This window comes from Bacillus sp. PK3_68, from assembly GCF_003600835.1.
In the GTDB taxonomy this organism is placed as follows: domain Bacteria; phylum Bacillota; class Bacilli; order Bacillales; family Domibacillaceae; genus Pseudobacillus.
Window position 1 is genome coordinate 1895744 of record NZ_NQYC01000001.1, and the last position, 20747, is coordinate 1916490.

At 42.8% G+C, this 20747-nt stretch carries 22 protein-coding genes and 1 pseudogene; 9 read left to right on the top strand and 14 right to left on the bottom strand.

Annotated elements, in window-relative coordinates:
- Positions 1-111: 111 nt before the first annotated feature.
- Positions 112-513 (bottom strand): hypothetical protein, encoded by a 402-nt coding sequence (locus tag CJ483_RS09940; protein WP_120034505.1) that lies wholly within the window; start codon positions 511-513, stop codon positions 112-114.
- 309 nt (positions 514-822) lie between these two features.
- Between CJ483_RS09940 and CJ483_RS25735 the strand changes: the two are divergent.
- Both CJ483_RS25735 and CJ483_RS25740 read left to right on the top strand, forming a co-directional pair.
- Positions 823-1263, top strand: a pseudogene (locus CJ483_RS25735) (protoglobin domain-containing protein); the annotation flags it as partial.
- A gap of 216 nt (positions 1264-1479) precedes the next feature.
- Positions 1480-2034, top strand: coding sequence for a methyl-accepting chemotaxis protein (locus CJ483_RS25740; RefSeq protein ID WP_481747737.1), 555 nt, complete (start codon positions 1480-1482; stop codon positions 2032-2034).
- A 357-nt stretch (positions 2035-2391) separates the two neighbouring features.
- Here the strand turns inward: CJ483_RS25740 and CJ483_RS24490 are convergent, their stop codons facing one another.
- Together CJ483_RS24490 and CJ483_RS09950 are read right to left on the bottom strand one after the other, a co-directional pair.
- Positions 2392-2529, bottom strand: coding sequence for a hypothetical protein (locus CJ483_RS24490; protein ID WP_182917015.1), 138 nt, complete (start codon positions 2527-2529; stop codon positions 2392-2394).
- A gap of 74 nt (positions 2530-2603) precedes the next feature.
- Complete coding sequence (locus CJ483_RS09950; RefSeq protein WP_120034509.1) at positions 2604-2927, bottom strand: winged helix-turn-helix transcriptional regulator; 324 nt, start codon at positions 2925-2927, stop codon at positions 2604-2606.
- 237 nt (positions 2928-3164) lie between these two features.
- On the opposite strand from CJ483_RS09950, the gene CJ483_RS09955 reads away from it, so the two are divergent.
- From CJ483_RS09955 to CJ483_RS09970, 4 genes are all read left to right on the top strand, one after another.
- Positions 3165-3764 carry a nitroreductase family protein gene (locus CJ483_RS09955; RefSeq protein ID WP_120034511.1) on the top strand — a complete coding sequence of 200 codons (600 nt, stop codon included), beginning with the start codon at positions 3165-3167 and terminating at the stop codon, positions 3762-3764.
- 117 nt (positions 3765-3881) lie between these two features.
- Positions 3882-5024, top strand: coding sequence for an iron-containing alcohol dehydrogenase (locus tag CJ483_RS09960; protein ID WP_120034514.1), 1143 nt, complete (start codon positions 3882-3884; stop codon positions 5022-5024).
- A 9-nt stretch (positions 5025-5033) separates the two neighbouring features.
- A complete protein-coding gene (locus CJ483_RS09965; protein WP_120034516.1) occupies positions 5034-6665 on the top strand; it encodes a sensor histidine kinase in 1632 nt (543 codons plus the stop codon).
- A gap of 4 nt (positions 6666-6669) precedes the next feature.
- Positions 6670-8091: a sigma-54-dependent transcriptional regulator gene (locus tag CJ483_RS09970; protein WP_120034518.1), complete on the top strand. Its 1422-nt coding sequence runs from the start codon at positions 6670-6672 to the stop codon at positions 8089-8091.
- 124 nt (positions 8092-8215) lie between these two features.
- On the opposite strand, the gene adh is transcribed toward CJ483_RS09970, so the two are convergent.
- From adh to CJ483_RS10000, 7 genes are all read right to left on the bottom strand, one after another.
- Positions 8216-9733, bottom strand: a complete 1518-nt coding sequence (gene adh, locus CJ483_RS09975; protein WP_120034520.1) for an aldehyde dehydrogenase — start codon at positions 9731-9733, stop codon at positions 8216-8218.
- Positions 9734-9793: 60 nt separating this feature from the next.
- On the bottom strand, positions 9794-10804 hold the full coding sequence (adhP, locus tag CJ483_RS09980; protein ID WP_120037912.1) for an alcohol dehydrogenase AdhP: 1011 nt from the start codon (positions 10802-10804) through the stop codon (positions 9794-9796).
- 642 nt (positions 10805-11446) lie between these two features.
- Positions 11447-12181, bottom strand: coding sequence for a glucosamine-6-phosphate deaminase (gene nagB / locus CJ483_RS09985; protein ID WP_120034522.1), 735 nt, complete (start codon positions 12179-12181; stop codon positions 11447-11449).
- A gap of 340 nt (positions 12182-12521) precedes the next feature.
- Positions 12522-13499, bottom strand: a complete 978-nt coding sequence (locus CJ483_RS09990; RefSeq protein ID WP_120034524.1) for a S66 family peptidase — start codon at positions 13497-13499, stop codon at positions 12522-12524.
- Between the two features lie 35 nt (positions 13500-13534).
- Entirely contained in the window at positions 13535-13957 is a 423-nt protein-coding gene (locus CJ483_RS09995) for a GlcG/HbpS family heme-binding protein (protein WP_182917016.1), read from the bottom strand.
- Positions 13958-14018: 61 nt separating this feature from the next.
- A complete protein-coding gene (locus CJ483_RS24495; RefSeq protein WP_182917017.1) occupies positions 14019-14168 on the bottom strand; it encodes a hypothetical protein in 150 nt (49 codons plus the stop codon).
- 180 nt (positions 14169-14348) lie between these two features.
- Positions 14349-15410: an S-layer homology domain-containing protein gene (locus CJ483_RS10000; protein ID WP_120034528.1), complete on the bottom strand. Its 1062-nt coding sequence runs from the start codon at positions 15408-15410 to the stop codon at positions 14349-14351.
- Positions 15411-15662: 252 nt separating this feature from the next.
- Between CJ483_RS10000 and CJ483_RS10005 the strand changes: the two genes are divergently transcribed.
- From CJ483_RS10005 to CJ483_RS10015, 3 genes are all read left to right on the top strand, one after another.
- Positions 15663-16025 carry a hypothetical protein gene (locus CJ483_RS10005; RefSeq protein WP_120034530.1) on the top strand — a complete coding sequence of 121 codons (363 nt, stop codon included), beginning with the start codon at positions 15663-15665 and terminating at the stop codon, positions 16023-16025.
- Between the two features lie 125 nt (positions 16026-16150).
- A complete protein-coding gene (locus tag CJ483_RS10010; RefSeq protein ID WP_120034532.1) occupies positions 16151-16843 on the top strand; it encodes a response regulator transcription factor in 693 nt (230 codons plus the stop codon).
- A gap of 10 nt (positions 16844-16853) precedes the next feature.
- A complete protein-coding gene (locus tag CJ483_RS10015; protein WP_259455604.1) occupies positions 16854-18281 on the top strand; it encodes a HAMP domain-containing sensor histidine kinase in 1428 nt (475 codons plus the stop codon).
- A gap of 57 nt (positions 18282-18338) precedes the next feature.
- Here CJ483_RS10015 and CJ483_RS10020 read toward each other — a convergent pair whose 3' ends face one another.
- The 4 genes from CJ483_RS10020 to CJ483_RS10035 form a co-directional block, all read right to left on the bottom strand.
- Positions 18339-18494: a DUF1540 domain-containing protein gene (locus tag CJ483_RS10020; protein ID WP_120034534.1), complete on the bottom strand. Its 156-nt coding sequence runs from the start codon at positions 18492-18494 to the stop codon at positions 18339-18341.
- A 129-nt stretch (positions 18495-18623) separates the two neighbouring features.
- Positions 18624-18788 carry a DUF1540 domain-containing protein gene (locus CJ483_RS10025; protein WP_120034536.1) on the bottom strand — a complete coding sequence of 55 codons (165 nt, stop codon included), beginning with the start codon at positions 18786-18788 and terminating at the stop codon, positions 18624-18626.
- Positions 18789-18816: 28 nt separating this feature from the next.
- A complete protein-coding gene (locus CJ483_RS10030) occupies positions 18817-19641 on the bottom strand; it encodes a manganese catalase (protein WP_120034538.1) in 825 nt (274 codons plus the stop codon).
- A 132-nt stretch (positions 19642-19773) separates the two neighbouring features.
- Positions 19774-20733 (bottom strand): siderophore ABC transporter substrate-binding protein, encoded by a 960-nt coding sequence (locus CJ483_RS10035; protein ID WP_120034540.1) that lies wholly within the window; start codon positions 20731-20733, stop codon positions 19774-19776.
- Between the last annotated feature and the right edge of the window lie 14 nt (positions 20734-20747).

Here is a 20747-nt window from a genome sequence, read left to right on the forward strand (position 1 = left end):
CCCCTTCCTTCATGAAGGGGGTTCATGTGCTTAAACTTATCAGCAAATCCTGAATTTGATTAAAGAAAGCTCCATCTAGGAGACCAATTTAAATAGCTCTTTAACTCCTCATCATTGTACCTGTACTTTCATCGGTTCTTTTTCTCCTTTTTCCGCTAAACTGACATGGCGGAACTCACCAACCAGTATTCCAGCTGCTCCTCCTGCAGCAAAAGCAAGTGCCCATAATTCATCTGATAATAGGAAAATAGTAAGGGAGGCAAGAACATAGACAGGCCATGCATACCAAAGCGACATAAAGAGATCATCCTCTCGTCTCTCAAACCAAGGAGCACCTTTGTAGAGCACGAACCGGTAAACAGCTGAAATATATAAGAAGAAACAGAAGGTGCCTAGAAGCGCCACCCCGGCAAATGTCCAATTCATATAAAAAATAATAATAAAAGAAGTAGAAAACCACACACCTAGTACAGCGATAATATAAGGGTTTGTTAAGAACTCTCTAATTTTCATTCTACATTCTCCTTTCTCCTCTTTATACCGTATGCACGCAGGTCTATATAAAGACGAATGTTCTTTACATCAATAAAAAGACACAACATTTTTTTCTTCTCTATAAACAATTTTTGTAAACTTCCGATATGAAAGACAAGAAGCAATGTATTTTAAAGAGCCATGGGACTCTATCATTGAAAAGGATAGGGATATAGGAGTGGGGATATGAAATTTTTCAGAATAAAACCAAAAAGAACGGCCGAGAGCGAAACAGCTTCAACTTTCTCAGCAGTCGGACGTCTATCTGTGCGCCCTGAAGGCAGCCTGATGAATCAACTAGACATGATCAACTTATCTATACACGATTTAACGGTCGTAAAATCACTTCAGCCGCTTGTGGAGGAACACCTCGATGATATTGTGACAGCATTTTACGATGCTATTGGCAAACAATCCAACCTGCTGAATATCATAAAAGAACACAGCAGTGTTGACCGATTGAAGAAAACACTAAGACAGCACATTCAAGAGCTATTTAATGGTGAAATAGATGAGGAGTTTATCCAGAAGCGACTTAAGATTGCTTATGTACACGTGCGTATCGGTCTGAAAACAAAATGGTACATGTCCGCTTTTCAGGAGCTATTCAACTCGCTTATCGCACTCATTTCTGAGACGGATAAAACGGTCGACGAAAAAATTGAGGCCATTACCTCCGTATCTAAGCTGTTAAATCTTGAGCAACAGCTTGTTCTGGAAGCCTATGAGAAAGAAGAGGAACGGCTCCGCCTCATAGTCCAGCAAAAGAGAGAAACGATGATTGCTAGCGCTCATTCTATTTCCCAGGAGCTTGCAGCTATTTCGCAAGAAACAAGTGCATCACTGCGGGAACTTAGCATGAAGTCAGATGCTATCTTACAGCTTTCAAAAGATGGCATGGCCCTCGCTGATGAATCTGCTAATCATTCTGTTCGAGGACAGAGAATGCTGAAAGACCAAGGCGAGAAGCTAACAGATATCCAGGCAGCAGTCTCCGATATCCAGACTTTTTCTGCTGAATTGAATCATATTGCATCCAGTATTACAGAAGTTATTACCATCGTCGGCAACATTGCCGGACAGACCAACTTGCTAGCACTGAATGCTTCTATTGAAGCGGCACGTGCCGGTGAATACGGCAAAGGCTTTGCCGTAGTAGCAGAAGAAATTCGCAAACTATCTGACCAAACAAAAACATCCACTACAAATGTATCCGATCATATTATGAAGACGAATAGCTTGATTGGCCAGATGAGCCAGTCCGTTGACAAAGTGAATGAGTTAGTCGTAAAAGGCATGGATAGTATGGGAAAAACCGATGAAGATTTCAACGAGCTATTGGAACTGATTGCAAATACAAAAGAACAAAACCATCGAATTGAAGGCGAAATGGCTCAACTTAACCGTATTGTTGATGAAATTGAACATGCATCCCAGGAAGTCGCGAATTCCGCTGTCGCTTTAAGCGACTCCACGGAGGACTTGCATTACGACAATTAAAAAAGCTTTACTTTAATGTCATGCCTCCGGTTTAAATAACAGGAGGCCTTTTTATTGATAAGCTCTGCTGTATTTGATGATTGAGTTTCGCTATAGACGCCGCTTCCACGCCAATCAGCTATTGAAAAAACAACCTTCATGTTTAATGGAGCCTATTGATCAAACAAGCTGGCGCATGATAGCAAGCACGGTAATTAGCCATTCTGTTACCCATCTACTTATCCAGCATAATACATGAAAAAAAGAGGCCTAACTGCTTCGCTCTTCCTGCTCAATAACTGGACAGAAAGACCAAAAAAGCTCGTCCAAAGCCCGACTCTTTTTCCAAAAGAATCGCGTGCATTGAACGGGCTTTTTTTATTGATTGGACGCAATGATAAAGCCGACTTTTTCTTCAATTAATTTGAGTACATCATTTAGTTTCGTATCTTGTTGTTGTGCTGCTTCATAAGCTTCTCGCATGGCTAAGAGAAACTGCTGCTGGTCCTGTGTCATTTGTAAGCTCCTTTAGTTTAAAAATACAACAATCTTTCTTTTCCACCCTTGCTTATTTTTAAACCAGGAGGCGCTTAATTTTTTTCCGTTATTTCAACCCATTCTTCTGCCCATTTTGAAATTTCCTTCATAACCGGCTTCAGGGCTTTTCCTTTCTCCGTCAATTCATATTCTACACGTACAGGTACTTCTGCGTATACTTTTCTTGTGACGAGTTCTTCTTCTTCCATTTCCTTTAAACGCTCTGTCAGCAATTTTCCGCTGATTGGCAGTTCGGCTTTTATTCGTGAAAATCGCTGTGGACCCGAGAGAAGCTGATTAATGATTAATCCTGTCCATCTCTTTCCGAGCATCTGCATCCCCTTTTCAAATTTGGGGCAAAGCTGAAAATCACTCATCGTCTTCACCTCTTTATATACTTATTATACCCCTTTTTCTTTAAAAGGAAATCTCTTTACTTTAATAAACAAAGTTACTTGACATCCCTTTATTTTTATTTTATATTTAGTTACGAAATGTAACAAAATGATTTTTCAACACAATCGGGATTTTATTAAATGAGGATAACTTCTTCAACTAACACACATACTGCCTTTAAAGGCGGTAAAACCATTTGCAGAAAGAGGGAAATTACTATGGCAAAAGACTTTTATACTGCAGTAGAAGAAAGACGCTCTATCTATGCAATCAGTAAAGAACAGCCAGTATCTAATGAACGCGTTCAGGAAGTCGTTGAGTTTGCAGTAAAATATGCACCTACTGCTTTTAACTCTCAATCTGGTCGTGTCATTGTTTTGTTCGACGAACAACATGATAAGCTATGGGATTTAACAAAAGAAACATTGCGCGAAATCGTTCCTGCCAAAGATTTTGGCCCAACCGAAGAAAAAATGGAGATGTTCAAAGCTGGCTCCGGCACAGTTCTTTTCTTTGAAGAGGAAGAAGTGATCAGGGGCCTTCAAGAACAGTTCCCGACATATAGCGATAAATTCCCGGAATATTCTTTGCAATCATCTGGTATGCTCCAATATATCGTTTGGACCGCTCTTGAGCAAGAAGGTTTAGGAGCTACTCTTCAGCATTATCAGCCTTTAATTGATGAAAAAGTACGCAATGAGTGGAATGTTCCCGCTTCTTGGAAACTGCATGCACAAATGCCTTTCGGCAAACCAGTAGCACCTGCTGGTGAGAAAGAATTCCAGCCGCTAAGCGAGCGTGTAAAAGTATATAAATAATGTTAACAAAAAAAGCTTATTCAACCGTTTTTGTTGAATAAGCTTTTTTTATTATATAAAAATTTCCATGTGTAATGATACAATAAAAAAGTAGATGAAATAAAAGGCGGTGTCCTTATGTATAAGTTTGTGATGCCTGAAGTAATTTTCGGAAGCGGTTCAATCCAGCAGACGGGAGAAAGCTGCATTCGTCTCGGGGCAAAACGCGCCCTGATTGTAACTGATCAAGGTGTCATCCAAGCTGGATGGTCCGAGCTGGTAGAAAAAAGCTGCCAAGAAGCAGGGCTTTCTTCCGTTGTCTTTTCCCATGTCAGCGTAAATCCAAAAGATATAGAAGCAGAAGCCTGTGCCCTCGCCTATCTTGAAAATGAGTGTGATGCTCTCATTGGAGTAGGAGGAGGCAGCGCGATTGATACTGCAAAAGCAGCTGCGATTCTTGCAACAAATGGCGGTCATATCCGCGATTATGAAGGAGTAGACCAGATCTCCTCTCCCCTCCCGCCGCTAGTAATGGTTTCCACAACGGCAGGATCGGGTTCAGAAGTATCGCAATTTTCTGTTATAGTTGATACAGAACAACAGAAAAAAATGACGATTGTCTCTAAGTCACTTGTTCCTGACATCGCTATTGTTGACCCAGATGTGCTCGCTACAAAAAGCGCCCGTCTGACCGCTTCTACTGGTCTGGATGTCATCACCCATGCCATTGAGTCTTTCGTCAGCATCGCAGCTACCCCGCTCACAGATGTTCATGCCAAAAATGCATTGGCTCTGTCGTGCCGTTACTTACGCCCCTCTGTTGCTTCTAAATACAACAAGAAGGCGAAAGAACGAATGGCGATGGCTAGCTTGCATGCGGGCCTTGCTTTTTCTAACGCTATTCTCGGTGCTGTCCACGCGATGGCCCATGCAATCGGCGGCCGCTATCCTTTCTTACACGGCGATATCAATGCTGTATTGCTTCCTCATGTGATGGAATTTAACTTGCTGGCTTCGCCTGATAAATTCAAAGAAATCGCTGCGCTTATGGGCGAAGATGTCCAATCGCTTCCCTCTTCAGCAGCCGGGGAAAAAGCGATCAACTTTATTAAGAAACTTTCCATTGATATTGGCGCCCCGCTCACATTAACGGAAATGGGATTTGCAGAATCGTCCATCCCTGAAATAAGCGAAACAGCCTTGTCAGATGCCTGTATGATTACAAATCCTAGAGACATTACGGCAGAAGAAGTAGCTGCACTTCTCTACAAAGCCTTATAGGTGATTAAGATGAAAAAACAAGATATGATTGAACTATTAACAGGGGTCCGATCCTCAAAACAAAACTATTATACAGAGTTAAAGACAACAGTGGAAGAATTAAAGAAACGAAATAGCCAGCTTGAAATCATGAATGAAGTGATGAGAAGCTTCAATATCAATATGTCCGTTCAAGAAATGCTGGAGAATACGCTGAAAAAACTCCAAAGCATCTACCCTATCAAACGGGTGAGCCTCGCCCTCTTTGACGGTTATGAACTTCGTCTGTCCTATATCTTTCCCGAAGACTCATTCTATCTAAAAAAAGAGACTTCCTTTCCTAAAGAGCACTCTTTATATAACGACGTATTTGTAACTGGGCGAGAACGCATTTATCAACAGGACGATGACTCCGACTTTTTTGAAAAAGAAGCTTTTCAACATCTCCATCTTCACTCTGTTTTTTTATTTCCATTAACAAGCCGGGGGAAAATTATTGGCGTACTCTCCCTGGGCTCTCTTGTTCCCTTTTCATATGATGAGAAGGATCAAGCTTTCTTTCTGCATTTAGCTGGACAAATTGCTGTATGCGTGGAAAACGCCCGGCTGTATGAGGAAGTCTTTGCAAGCAAACAGCAATGGGAAGAAACCTTTCGTGCAGTCTCTGACGCCATTTTAGTTATCTCACCAAATGGAACCGTTTTATCCAAAAATGATGCAGCTTCTTCCTGGCCGCTGGATTCCCATGGAGACATTCGGCCATTCATAAAAGAAGCCGCCCGATCCTCTCGAAATCCATTTGAAGAAACCATTAAGTTCAAAAAGCCGCATTATGCTGAACTGCGGCTTCAAAATAAGTTTTATGATTGTTCCTGCTACCCTCTTTTTGTTGAAGACTCTACTCTCCATGCTGTTATTCTCTATATTAAAGATGTTACAGAAAAACGGCAAATGGAAGCCCAGCTCCTTCATTCCGGTCAGCTGGCAGCGATCGGTGAAATGGCAGCAGGAGTTGCTCATGAGCTTAATAATCCCTTAACAGCCATTATCGGAAATACACAGCTGCTTCTTCGCATGAATGATATAAATGAAAAGATAAGGCCACTGCTTGATGATATCGATCTTTGCGGGAAGCGATGTCGGACAATCATCCGCAGCTTGCTTGCTTTTTCCCGGCAGGAGGAGTTTTCCTTTAAGCCTTGCTCTTTAAACCAGTCAGTAGAAGAAGCGCTTAGTTTAACACGCCGACAAATTGAGAAACAGAACATTCAATTGGACATCAACCTTTCTTCTTCTCTGCCTCTCATCAACGGAAATTTACAACAGTTAAGTCAAGTAGCCGTGAATTTACTCATTAATGCTAAAGATGCGCTTCAAGATGTAAAAGGCAGAAAAAGAAAGATTATCGTTGAAACAAAGAGCGATCATCACTCTGCTTTTCTGACCGTTACGGATAATGGTACAGGAATTGCTCCAGAAATAATAAACGATATTTTCCACCCGTTTTTTACTACGAAAGCGGCAAACAGCGGAACCGGCCTTGGGCTGCCTGTTAGCTTTGGCATTGCCAAGTCACACGGGGGACGCCTCTTAGTCGAAAGTTCAAATTCATATCAAACTACATTCACATTAGCTATCCCTCTTTTAAGTGAAAGGCTGTGAATAGATGAAACATATTTTAATCGTTGAAGATGAATGGGAAGTTGCCCGGTTTTTAGCAAGATTGTTTGAATTAAAAGGATACAGAACAACACATGTGGAAAACGGCGATTGCTTTGATCAACTTGATGATTATTCTGTTTTTCAGCTTGCTTTTATCGATGTTCGTCTTCCCGATCGCAATGGCCTTGAAATTCTACAATCATTAAAATTGAAAGCTCCTCAATGTGCCTGTGTTATTATGACTGGCTACGGTACAGTCAAAACAGCTGTAGACGCGATTAAAAACGGAGCAGCGGACTTTATCGAAAAACCCTTTGAGGACATTACAGCGATTGAGCAGCTTGCCGAGCGGCTGACCGACAGTTCTCCCAAAAATAACGAAGAAGCAGATTATGCGGTTCTCGCCCGGCAGCTCGGCTATTTTCTGGGCACAAATTCTAAGATGCATCAATTATATGAGTTCGCTTATAAAATCGCTTCGAAAGATATTACCATTTTAATAGAAGGCGAGACAGGCACTGGAAAAGAGGTGCTTGCAAATTATCTGCATGCGGCAAGCGAACGCAAGGAAAACCCATTTATCGGTATTAACTGTGGGGCTATCTCTGAATCGCTGCTTGAAAGCGAACTATTCGGCCATGTAAAGGGAGCCTTCACCGGCGCGACCGCAGATCGGATTGGCTACTTCGAAGCTGCCTCTTCAGGGACTTTATTTCTTGATGAGATTGCAGAAGCAACCCCTGCTACTCAAGTAAAGCTATTGCGCGTTCTGGAAACGGGTGAGTTTATGAAAATCGGTGGTACGATTCCAAAGCGGACATCAGCACGCATTATTGCCGCTTCACACGTTAATTTGGAGGAAGCCGTTCGGCAAGGATCTTTTCGCGAAGATTTATTATACCGTCTTGATGTAGTAAAGCTCATCATTCCGCCACTCAGAGAACGGCGAGAAGACATTCCCCTTCTTATTCAATCGCTCATTGAACAACTAAATGCAAAAATAGTATTTGCCAAGGAAACGATTGATCGAATGGTTGAATATGATTGGCCCGGCAATATGAGAGAGCTTTCCAACGTAATCCGGCGCACTGCCGCTTTATCAAATGATGGCATGAACATCACTCCCGATTTGTTGCCGGGAAAGGTGAACGGCCAGCATCAATCCGCGTCGGTGCCCGTACAGGTTGCACCAGCCAATTTTCTTGATGAATGGCGCCAATTTGCCAGTAAAGTCGAACACGTATATAAGAGAGAAGATCCAATGCAGCTGAACGAGCTAATTAGGCAAATGAAAAATATGGAGAAAAAAACAGCAGCAGCAATCATTCATAATGTTTTAAAAGAAACAGCCGGCAATCGTGAACAAGCGGCTGCCCGACTTGGATTATCCAAACGACAAATCCGCTATTACCTAAATGAAAAATAAAAGCAGATGGCAGAATTTCTGCCATCTGCTTTTAAGCTATTCACAAAAACATTTTTCAATCATCCTGATATATAGGATGCATGCTTTACCTGCCATGTCGAAGCGATGAAGTATAGGGACTGTATTAGAAGAATCCAAGGGCATCCTCGCTGTAGCTGACGAGCAGGTTTTTCGTTTGCTGGTAATGAGACAACATCATCAAATGGTTCTCACGGCCAACGCCCGACATTTTGTAGCCGCCGAATGCCGCATGGGCCGGATACTGATGATAACAGTTTGTCCAGACACGCCCTGCCTGAATGCTGCGGCCGAAGCGATAGGCCCGGTTCACGTGGCGAGACCAGACACCGGCGCCCAGCCCATACAGCGTATCATTGGCGATCTCCAGTGCTTCTTTTTCATCTTTAAAGGTGGTCACAGAAACGACCGGTCCAAAAATTTCTTCCTGGAAAATTCTCATGTTGTTCGCGCCTTTAAAGACCGTTGGTTTTACATAATACCCATTTTCAAAACCTGCGACCGTGTTTTTGCCGCCACCCACCAGGCATTCTGCTCCTTCCTGGTTGCCGATATCAATATAAGAAAGGATTTTCTCCATTTGCTCACTGGAAGCCTGGGCCCCCATCATCGTATCGGTATCAAGCGGATTGCCCGTCTTGATTTGCTTGACACGTTCAATCGCGCGCTCCATAAATTGATCGTAAATACTTTCATGAATCAATGCACGGGAAGGGCATGTACAAACTTCCCCTTGGTTTAAGGCAAAAAGCACAAAGCCTTCGATCGCTTTATTCAGGAAAGCATCATCTTTTTCCATGACGTCGTCAAAGAAAATGTTCGGTGATTTGCCTCCAAGTTCCAGGGTGACAGGAATCAAATTTTGCGAAGCATACTGCATAATCAGGCGGCCCGTTGTCGTCTCGCCTGTAAAAGCAATTTTGGCAATGCGTTTATTAGAGGCGAGCGGCTTGCCGGCTTCGAACCCAAAGCCATTCACAATGTTTACGACTCCTGGAGGAAGCAGGTCCTGGATCAGTTCCATAAAGACTAAAATAGAAGCTGGCGTCTGTTCTGCCGGTTTTAGCACGACACAGTTGCCGGCCGCAAGGGCGGGAGCGAGCTTCCACACGCCCATAAGAAGCGGGAAGTTCCAAGGGATAATTTGGCCGACGACACCGAGCGGCTCATGGAAATGATACGCAACCGTGTCATCATCAATCTGGCTAAGCGATCCTTCCTGTGCACGGATCGCACCGGCAAAATAGCGGAAATGGTCAATCGCCAGCGGTAAATCGGCATTCAACGTTTCCCTTACGGCCTTTCCATTGTCCCATGTTTCGGCTACCGCCAGCCTTTCAAGGTTTTCTTCCAGGCGGTCGGCAATTTTATTTAAAATATTCGCTCGTTCGGCCACGGATGTCCGCCCCCAAGCATCTTTAGCCGCATGAGCTGCATCTAAGGCAAGTTCAATATCTTCTGCCTGCGAGCGAGCTACCTCGCAAAATACTTCCCCCGTCACCGGTGAAATATTTTCAAAGTACTGGCCGCCTACAGGCGCCTGCCATTCTCCATTAATAAAATTTTCATATCGTTTCTTAAAGGTTACTTTTGACCCTTCCTGGCCCGGATTTGCATAAATCATTGCGGCTCCCCCTATCGCGATTTACAGTCATCTATTGTAAAACTACTTTTCTCTTAAATCTTACATCGTCAAGACAATACGCCCATTGATTTTTCCTTGGACCATCTTTTCAAACACTTCATTGATTTGATCGAGCGGAGCGGTTTCAATTTGCGCTTTTACTTTTCCTCTTGCAGCAAAGTCTAGTGCTTCTTTCATATCCATGCGAGTACCAACAATCGATCCTTTTACTGACACGCCATTTAAAACTGTGTCAAAGATCGGAATTGGCAGTTCATCATTTGGAAGACCGACAACAACAAGCGTACCGCCGCGTTTTACAGATTGATAAGCTTGCTCAAACGCTCTTTTTGTTACCGCTACGCTGACAGCTGCCTGAACGCCGCCTACACGGTTTTGAATCGCTTCGACTGGATTTTCTTGCATGCCATTCACTGTTTCATCTGCGCCTAATTCTTTGGCGAGTACCAGCTTCTCATCTGCAATATCTACCGCCACTACGTTAAATCCCATTGCCTTCGCATACTGAAGAGCAATATGGCCCAGACCGCCAATACCATAGATCGCTACCCAGTCTCCCGGCTTAGCTCCTGATACTTTAAGTGCTTTGTATGTGGTTACTCCTGCGCACAAGATAGGGGCCGCTGCCACTGAGTCGAGCTCATCCGGTATCTTCGCCACATAATCTGCTGCAGCCAGACAGTATTCCGCGTAGCCTCCATCAACAGAATAGCCTCCATTCTCTTGATTCGGACAAAGAGTCTCTTGCCCTTTCAAGCAATACTCGCATTCACCGCAAGCGGAATACAGCCAAGGGATCCCTACGCGGTCTCCCACTTTTAAAGTCGTGACCCCTTCACCAACCGCTTCGACTACACCCACTCCTTCATGTCCGGGAATAAGCGGCAGCTTTGGTTTTACCGGCCAGTCACCATGAGCTGCATGCAAATCTGTATGGCACACGCCGCACGCCTCCATTTTTACGAGTGCTTCTCCAGGCCCCGGCTTAGGCTTTGATACAGTTTTCACTTCTAAATCTTGTTTAAATTCATTGACCACAGCAGCTTTCATAACACTTGTCCCTTTGTCCACCTTTTTAACTTCTTCTACGACTGTTTCTTTCATGAAAAATCCCCCTTTGTCTGATTATTCAGTTTTATAATTGCAAGGAACATGCCAGCTAAAAATCGTTGTTTTTGCCGCTTATTTTATAAAAAAAGCCGTATTTTTGTCTCTTTGGGCCGTTTTTACGGCTATGCTTTGACAAAAAAACGGCTGCTATCATCCTTACTCAAAAGGCTTGGTTAAAGATGAATGTTATTTTTTCCCTAGTGATTATAGCGGGAGCAGCCAGTCCCGGAAAAACCGAACCTACAGAAGCTCATTTACCTCGTGTGGAAAGCATTTGATTGCAGTAAAACTTAACAATCCAGTCTAACTCTAACGGGCCCCATCAAAAAACAGTCCCACCATCGTTATGGCAGAACTGTCTTCTCTTTTGTTACCCTAATTATCCAAAATACTTATCGCAGTCTTCTTCCTCTTTACATTTAATCGGCCCTACATCCATTCGAAAATTCCCATCCCAGTCCCATCCAATCAATACTTTGTTGACCCCTGGGTTATTTTTAGTTATGTCTAACTTTTGCCCCTTTATTAACGACCCCCATATTAACTCCCTTTCCCTTCAATCATTTAATCAAGTAATGAATGTTACTGTTTTTCTACTTTTTTTAATGCCTCTTCATCAACGACCACTGTTACATTCGGATGTGCCAGCAAAGCCGAGGCCGGAAAGCTCTCGTTCGCTTCCTCTGTCAGCAGTTGAACCATTGCCTCTGCTTTTGATTCTCCTGAAACGAGCAATACAATTTCTTTCGCGCGCATGATTGTTTGAATGCCCATAGTAAGTGCCTGTGTTGGCACCTCAGCTAGACTAGAGAAATAACGGGCATTTGCTTTTCTTGTGGATTCATCAAGCGTTACCACATGAGTGATTGAATGGAAAGGAGTACCTGGTTCATTAAAACCGATATGCCCATTTCCTCCGATACCGAGCACCTGCAAATCAATATCCCCTGCTTCTCTAATTGACTGCTCGTACTGAAGACATTCCTCCTGTAAGTCCTTCGCTTCTCCATTCGGCAAATGGATATTTTCCTCCGGTATATCAATATGATCAAACAATTGGTGCTTCATATACGTATAGTAGCTATTTCGGTCTGTCCGTGGCAGACCGGCATATTCATCAAGGTTAAATGTTGTAATATGTTTATAGCTTGTTCCGGCTGTACGATGATCAGCCACTAATCGCTCGTACATTCCTTCAGGGGTTCCTCCTGTAGCAAGCCCTAATACCATTTGCGGATTTTGTTTTACTTTTTTTAATACAATCCTGGCAGCTGTTTCACTTAGTTCTCGGTAATCTTTTACTTTGATTATGTTCATAACATGGTACTCCTTTAAAAATATAAAAATAAAACGATGGCTCTATACATCGTTTTATTTATTTTTACCATATCCCTGACAAATAAGCTATCGCTTCAGCGCCTTTTTAACTTAATACATCACCCTTCAACTATAAAAGGTAGATAAACCGTTTCTCTCACCGAGTATAAAATTGCATTATTTTGCTTTGATATTCTCTAAAGCATTGGCCGCGCAAATTAACAATAGCGATGGGAGCGAGGAAATCGTCGCATCCCGGAGGAGCTTAATCAGGCATAGTCAAAGAGCCTGCTGTGATAAATGTCTCCACAACAGGCTCTTTCATACCATTGTATATAACTTACGCTCCGTAAATAATAATTTCAGCCTTGCCATTTTGTGCCGCAATCTCCGCTTGGCCACCAATTGGCAATGTAGCCATTGGGTCTGTATGACCAAAACTAACATTCAGCAATACAGGAATTCCAGCAAGTTCCGGCTTATTTTTCAGCAGCGAAATGAGGGCAGATTCGGTCACATCGGACTCTTTTTGAAAACGCCCAATCAACACAGCTTTCAATTCCTTCGCTTCAGGTAAATGAAGGATTGACTGCAGATCGCGGTCAAACTTCATTAAATGAGTTTCATTATCATCTTCAATAAACAATACTGCTCCTTTTAAAGAAGGCATAAACTCTGTTCCTTGCAGCAAATTCAACGTGCAAAGATTACCGCCAATTAGCCGTCCCTCTGCTCGCCCTTCTGTGATAATAACAGGTCCTTCATTTGGATAATATGTACGGTCTTCTTGTTCCAAGTACCATTTATCGTCACTCCATGTTTCAGGAGTTTCTAATTCGAAGGGCGCATCATTCGTTAAAGCAGTCAGCATGCCTTGAATGGTGTAATCTGCCATATACTTCATGCCAAACGTAGAAAAATGGGGTCCAGAATAGGTAATTAAACCGGTTTGTCTATAGATGGCCAGCTGAAGTGCTGTAATATCGCTATACCCGATGAGGATTTTAGGATTGTTTCTAATGAGCTCATAATCAATGTGGGCAAGGAGCTGGTTCGCATTGTATCCTCCGATTGCCGTAAAAATCGCTTTTACGGCCGGATCGCGAAATGCTTCATGCAAGTCTTCTATTCTATTTTCAACCGATGTAGAAAATACAAGGTCATGCTCATCAACATGGCGGCCAAAGGTAACGCGAAAACCTAATTGTTCGAGTCGTTCTTTGGCCAGCTCTACCTGCTTTCCTTTTACAATCGCCATGCTCATTGATGGAGCAATCACCCGAATTTCATCTCCGGGCTGTAAACGCGGTGGCTGCATTTTTCTTCCCTCCATATTTGTTGCCATGTTCTTTTTTACTCAGTTATCAAGCCAAGTGCCGCTTCACAGCAAGCTTGATCTTGCTCGGTCGAACCGCCGCTTACTCCAATTCCGCCTGCTAGATCTTCTCCACAACGTACAGGATAGCCGCCGCCGAACACGGTAAGCCGCTTTGTATGAACAATACCGGTTTTTAAAGACGGCTTGTCTTTAATTACATCATACCATTCATGCGTAGGCCGGCCAAATGCAGCAGCTGTATAGGCTTTATCCTGGGCGATTTCAATACTTAATAGCGGCGCCCGATCCATTCTAGAAAAAGCTAATAAATTGCCTCCTGCATCCATAATCGCTACGTTAATAGCAATGCCAAGCTCTCTTGCTTTTTCCTTGGCGGCCTCCACCATCCGCTCAGCCAGATCGCTCGAAATTGTTTTTTGTTCAATAAACATTCCCATATCTTCCATCCCCTTTCCCTATCAATAAAAAATTAAGAAAAGACGGCACATTGGCCGCCTTTTACCTGCTATGTACGTTTTCCTTGTACATTTCCTGCATTCTTTCTTTAATTATGTGCATAACTTTTTCAACCTTACTGTCATCCCGATAAGCTTCTTCATAAGCTTCCTGCATGAGCAACAATAACTGTTTCTGTTCTTGCACTTTCATCCTTCTTTTACCTCGATTGTCCAATAGATTTCTTTCTCATAAAACAAATTTATCATACTATAAAATTGCTAATCTTCCAAGAGAAAAGCAAATTATTTCCTTTTGTGTAACAATTGCAGCAGGAGGAGCTGAACAGTCCATCTGTTCAGCTCCTCCTTGCCGTAATGAAAATTGTGATGTTTATCGCTTTACGAACATCTGAGTGTAATAAATGCCATAATCGCCGCCCTTGGCAATCCCAATTCCCATTTCTTTGTAATTGGGATTTAAAATGTTGGCGCGATGGCCGGGACTGTTCATCCAGCCTTCCATAACGGCTTCTGCTGTACTGTAACCAGCAGCAATATTTTCCCCGGCAAATGTGTAGTTAATGCTGAATTGATCCATCATTTCGAATGGACTTCCATATGTGGGAGAAGTATGGTCAAAATAGTTGTTTTTCACCATGTCTTCTGATTTTAGCTGGGCTACCTTCGCCACATCATTGGCATACTGCAACGATCCTACTCCTGCTTTCGCTCGTTCTTGGTTGACAAGCCCTAAAATTTGCTTTGCGATTTCAGAATGAGTACCCGTAACTGACTGATGATCGAGCGGCTGCGGATTCGTCAGTTCCTCATTTTGATCATTTGGCTGATGATGCTTCAGAACATTACTAATAAAGACAGCAAGCTGTCCTCTCGTTACTTTCCCGTTCGGTGAGAAGGTAGTAGCTGATGTTCCAGAAGTAATTCCTGCTCCTGCAAGAGTTCCAATATACTCAGCTGCCCAATGGCCCTCCGGTACATCGGTAAAATTCGAACCTTTAGCCCTAGGTAAATTAAATGCTGTTACCATAATTTTTGCTAACTCTGCTCTTGTAAGCGTGCGATTTGGATAGAAGCTCTCTGCTTTAGAAAATACGCCCCGTTGTGTGAGAGCAGCAATATAAGGATAAGCAGCTGTTCCAGAAGGTGAAATATCTTGAAAACTTGTTGTGCTGGATTGTCCTGGCTTAATCTGAAGCGCCCGTCCAATGAAAATGGCACTCTGTGCCCGAGTTACCGGTTCACCTGCTCGAAAGGTCCCATCTTTGAATCCAGTGATGATTCCCTCATTAGCCATTTTTTCGATTTGCGGGTATGCCCAATATCCGCTGGAAATATCACTAAAAGGATTGGCTGCATCTGCAGGAGATGTCCAAATACTGCCCGAAAGAATCAATGCGGCGGCGGCTGTTCCCATTTTTTTTGATAGTTTCATAAGTTTACACCTCTGCTAAATAAGTGATTTGCTTTTCATCCGGCCTATTATATCAATTTCTCCCGTTCATCTCATCGCCTGATTGACCTATTATCCATATTAAAAAAGTACGTTATAAAACTACTTTTCTCTTAATAAAAACAAAATAAACATAGAATTTTTTCATTTGACATGTTGTTGACACATTCATCCCTTACATTAAAATTATCAAATCGTTATTGAAGTCTTTCTGTACATAGGAGGAATAGATAGATGAAAAAGAGAACGATGTCGTACGTGATGAGCGGTGCGCTCTCAATTGGGATTTTAGGATCGGCTCCTTCCATGACAGCAGCAGGCCCTGCCACAACAAATGCGGAAGTGACGTCTTATAAATATCGGGACGGCCAGCAGATTAAGCCGATCAGAGATTTTTCTGATGTCATTCGTGAACAGGCGCAAACATTCGGGATCAACGTTGAAGATAAAGATATAGAAACACTTGCTAAGGAAGTAAGGGAAGAAAAAATAAAACAGCAGGCTGCTGCGCTAGGCATTGATACATCGAATAAAGACGTTCAAACCCTTAAGAGCGAAGTTCGCATAGCTCAGCTATCGTTACATGAAAAGCGCTAAATGAGATTCTTTCTTTAAGCTGTCAATTTGGCAGCTTATTTGCTTTTTAATTATAATGATTAAAAATGTAAGCTATTTGTTTAACGAACATACACCAGTAATCAAATGAGCTGAGGTGAAGTGAGATGACTGCTTCTGTACTGCTTGCAGAGGATGAATTGGCTATCAGCCAAGTATTAAAAGCTTATCTAGTCAAGGCCGGCTTTCATGTGATCCAAGCTTTCGACGGACGACAAGCGATTGATTTATTCTATTCCGAGCCGCCTGATCTTGTGCTGTTAGATGTCATGATGCCCAAGGCAGATGGCTGGACCGTTCTTAAAGAGATTCGTCAAACAAGTGCCTGTCCAATCATTATGCTGACAGCTCTTGGGGATGTAACCTATCGGCTAGATGGATTAAATAATGGTGCAGATGATTATATTACAAAGCCATTCAATGGAGAAGAAGTGGCAGCTCGAGTGCGGGCGGTTCTGAGACGATCAATCAACGAACCCCCGACTTCGGCTCTCAAGCATTATGGCAGCTTAACCATTGATAGTGTGGCCCATCGAGTCACATTAAAAGGAATTGATTTATCATTAACACCACGTGATTTATCGGTATTGCTGTTTCTTGCCTCCCAGCCAAATCGAACCTTTACACGGGAACAGCTGATCGAGCATGTGTGGGGACATGATTATGACGGCAGTGATCGCGCTGTGGACTTGTCGATCAAAAGACTCCGCAAAGCCTTGAAAAATTGGCCGGAGACAGAAGGAGAAATTAAAACCTTACGGGGATTGGGGTATCAATTTTGTGTTCATGAAAACAACTAGAAGAGTTTCTTTGCTGCGTTATTGGACAACGCGTTATGTTGCTGCTCTTTGCCTCGGTCTTTTAATTGCCGCCATGCTTACAGTTATTTGGCTGCAGCATACGATGCTTAACAATCGGCTGGAAGTGTCAGAATTTATTGCAGAGGAGTTAGCAAACCGAATTGCCGGCAGCCAAGAGGAAAAAAGTGTCTCTCCCACTATTGATGAAGACATGTTGAAGAGCCGGGAGCTCTTTTTGCAATCTGAACATCCGCCAGCTATCTATATTACAGATCCAAAAGGACGAGTACTCTCGGCTAATCAGCAAACCTCCGGCATTAAAACAAGTTCCTTTGCAGCTTCTCTATTGGAAAAGAAAGGAGACGTGTTGAAACTTTCTCCTGAATTGGCTAATGGCTCACGTACATGGATGATTAAAAAGCCGATTAAGGTAGATGACATTATATTCGGTTGGGTCGTCATGCTGCAGCCAGAGAATGAACTGGAAAATGTGACAGAGGAATACCGTCTTCTCACCGGTCTGATTATCAGTCTTGGCTTGTTCGGCTGGGCTGCCATTTATATTCTCTCTCGCCGGCTCGCTACTCCAATCAGCCAGGTGGCAAAAGCGGCAAAACAAATTCAGGAGGGAAACTACCAAGTTCGCCTGCCGGAACAAATTAAAGAACAGGAGGTATACGATCTCGTTCACTCATTTAAGGAGATGGCCCAAAAGCTTCAGCAGCTAGAATCCTTGCGTGCTGAACTGCTGGCCGGTGTTACCCATGAGCTAAAAACACCTGTCACTTCAATCAGTGGACTCCTACAAGCTGTAAAAGATGGAGTGGTGACAGGCGAAGAAGCACAAAACTTCATTGATATCTCCTTAAAAGAGACAACGAAAATGCAAAAAATGGTCAATGATTTGCTTGATTTCAATTCATTTTCAGCAAAAGCCCTGCCTGTGGCAGTGGAAAAGCATTCAGTAAATGAGCTGATTTCTGAAATCGTTCATCAATGGCACTTGGGCCAGGAGACTGAGGAAATTACAGTGTCACTGTCTCCCCTGCCACATGATCGATATATTTCAACGGATGCCGTTCGGCTTCAGCAAATCATCGTTAACTTATTAAATAATGCGCGCCATGCTGTAGATTCGGATGGGAAAATTGAAGTTATATTATCAGAACAAGAAGGCGGCCTTCTCTCTATTGAAGTGAAGGACAATGGCAGCGGCATTCCTCTAGCTGAACAGCCATTGATCTTCGAGCGCTTTTACCGCGGCGAACAAAAAAAATACAAAGTGCGCGGTTTGGGGCTTGGCCTTCCTTACAGTAAACTGCTAGCCCAAGCATTAAAAGGTGACCTCCTGTTAAAAGAGAGTTCACCGACAGGAACGACTTTTCGAATTTCCCTGCCGTTATCAGAAGAATCGTTTGGCAAGTCCTCCTTTGGCTAATAAAACAGTAAATCCAGATTGTAAAGGCTGACTCTTTTTTCGAGTCAGCCTTTTTTGTTATACTTCCGGTTCAAATGTCTTACAATCAGTCTCTTTTGTGTTAGTGGCCTGATTCCCTTTATGGCTAACCACATAAATTCGATCTGCTGTACATTCGTTTCCTTTCGCCCAATAAGTACAGTTGTTTACTTCACAAAGTACGTCTTTCGCCAATGTTCACACCCCCTTCCTTATATATTTAGCAAAAAGGATAAGCTCATTCCCTCCTTATTTTGGTCTTGCTCTCTGATCCGAATCAAAAAAGGCTTGCCATTGGTGGCAAGCCTTTTTTGAAAAGTATCTTTACTCTCTCTTAAATGTTTGGCAATCTGTTTCTTCTACATTGGATGCTCGATGGCCCCGGTGACTGGTCACAAGAATTTCATTAGCAGAGCATCGATTTCCTTCTTCCCAATAAACACAGTTGTTCACTTCACAGAGTACGCCCTCTAATACATCTTTATTCAAAGTAGTTTCCTCCTTTTAAATAGTTGATTTATTGTGGGTCGTGTGGCGGAGTGCTGTGCATATACGGGGGAGCTGGCGCCAGCATCGGTTTTTCCCCGTAGATGACCGGCATTTCCTCATATTCGAATTTTTTTCCGTCCGGTGCGGTTCCTTCAGCCCAGCTGCCTTTTACACTGTCTTCCCCTTCTGAAAAGTTGTACAGTTTATGTGAAAACTCTGTTGCTTCATATTCAGCAGGCACAGTAGAAGGAACGATGACTCCTTCTTTCTCCTCTAATTCTTTAATGGCTGCAATCCATTGATTTTGATGCATGGTATCACGTGCCAGCAGGAATGATAACATATCCTTAACACCGCGATCATCTGTCATTTCATACAGACGAGCCACCTGCAATCTTCCCTGAGACTCGGCGTTTAAATTCGCACGGAAATCCGCTAATAAGTTGCCACTTGCTACGATATATCCAGCATTCCAAGGAACACCGGTACTGCTTTCCGGCGTGGCACCCAGTCCAGATACGATAGCGTGATGCGGATTCATCCCACCCATAATCGCACCAATAACCGGATCTTTAGCTGCATTTTCCTGCTCATTCACCGGCGCCTTATCAAGCAGGCGTGCAATCATGGTGGCAATCATTTCCACATGGCCAATTTCTTCTGTTCCTGTATCTAAAATGAGGTCTTTATACTTCTCGTTCCCTCTCGTATTCCATCCTTGGAATAAATATTGCATAGCAACTGAAATTTCGCCGAACTGCCCGCCAAGAATTTCTTGCAATTGTTTGGCGTACACCGGATCCGGTTTATCTGGTTTTGCGTGGAATTGAAGTTCTTTCTTATGGAAAAACATAAACTACCACCTTTGCTATTTTATTTGAATCACCGGTTGTAACCGGCTTTATGAAGATAGTATGTTATTCCACGTTTGGCTTTTTTTAAACAAAAATAACCTCCGGCTTGCCGGAGGTTAAAATTAAATCACTTATTTTAATGCTGATTGTACTTCCTTCACCATGGCAGAAACAGACTCTAATCCACCGCCAGATAAGTACCAGTAACCAGGATCTAGATAAACAATGTGGCCATCTTTATAAGCCTTCGTATTTTTCACTAAATCATTTTCGATCACTTGCTTAGCGGATGATCCGCCTCCTTCAGCAACAACAGCGCCGCGGTCAACTACGAATAAGTAGTCAGGGTTTTTCTCTACAATGTACTCAAAAGAAATGCTTTGACCGTGAGTAGATACTTCAATATTTTTATCAACCGGAGTTACACCGAATACGTCGTGAATGATACCGAAACGGGAACCTGGTCCATATGCACTCACTTTGCCATCGTTAGCCAATACGACTAAAGCGTTTTTCTTATCTTTTGAAGCTTGCTCTTTCAGCTTGCTAATTTCATCTTCTACTTTCGTCAATTCTGTTTTTACTTCCTCTTCTTTATCGAAAACTTCACCTAATGTTGTGGCATTTTTCTTAAATGAGTTCATAAAGTCAGCTGGGTCAACAGCTAAATAAATAGTTGGAGCGATTTCAGCAAATTGATCATACAATTCAGCTTGACGGCCAGAAATAATGATCAAGTCAGGAGACAATTCGTTTACTTTTTCAAAGTCTGGTTCTTTTAAGCTTCCAACATTCTCGTACTTATCCTCTTCATACTTAGACAAATATTTAGGAATATTTTCTTTAGGAAGCCCCGTTACTTCTACACCAAGCTTATCAAGTGTATCCAGGGAACCGAAATCAAAGACAACTACTTTTTCTGGGTTTTTCTTTACTTTCGTTTCACCAAGCTCATGCTTAACTGTTACCTCTTCTGTTTCTTTTTTCGGCTCACTGCTGCTGCTCTTTTCTTTGTCCTCATTTGATCCGCAAGCAGCCATAATAGCGACTAGCATCGCTGTGATCATAAGTAATGATAGCTTTTTCCACATAATCTCTCTTCTCC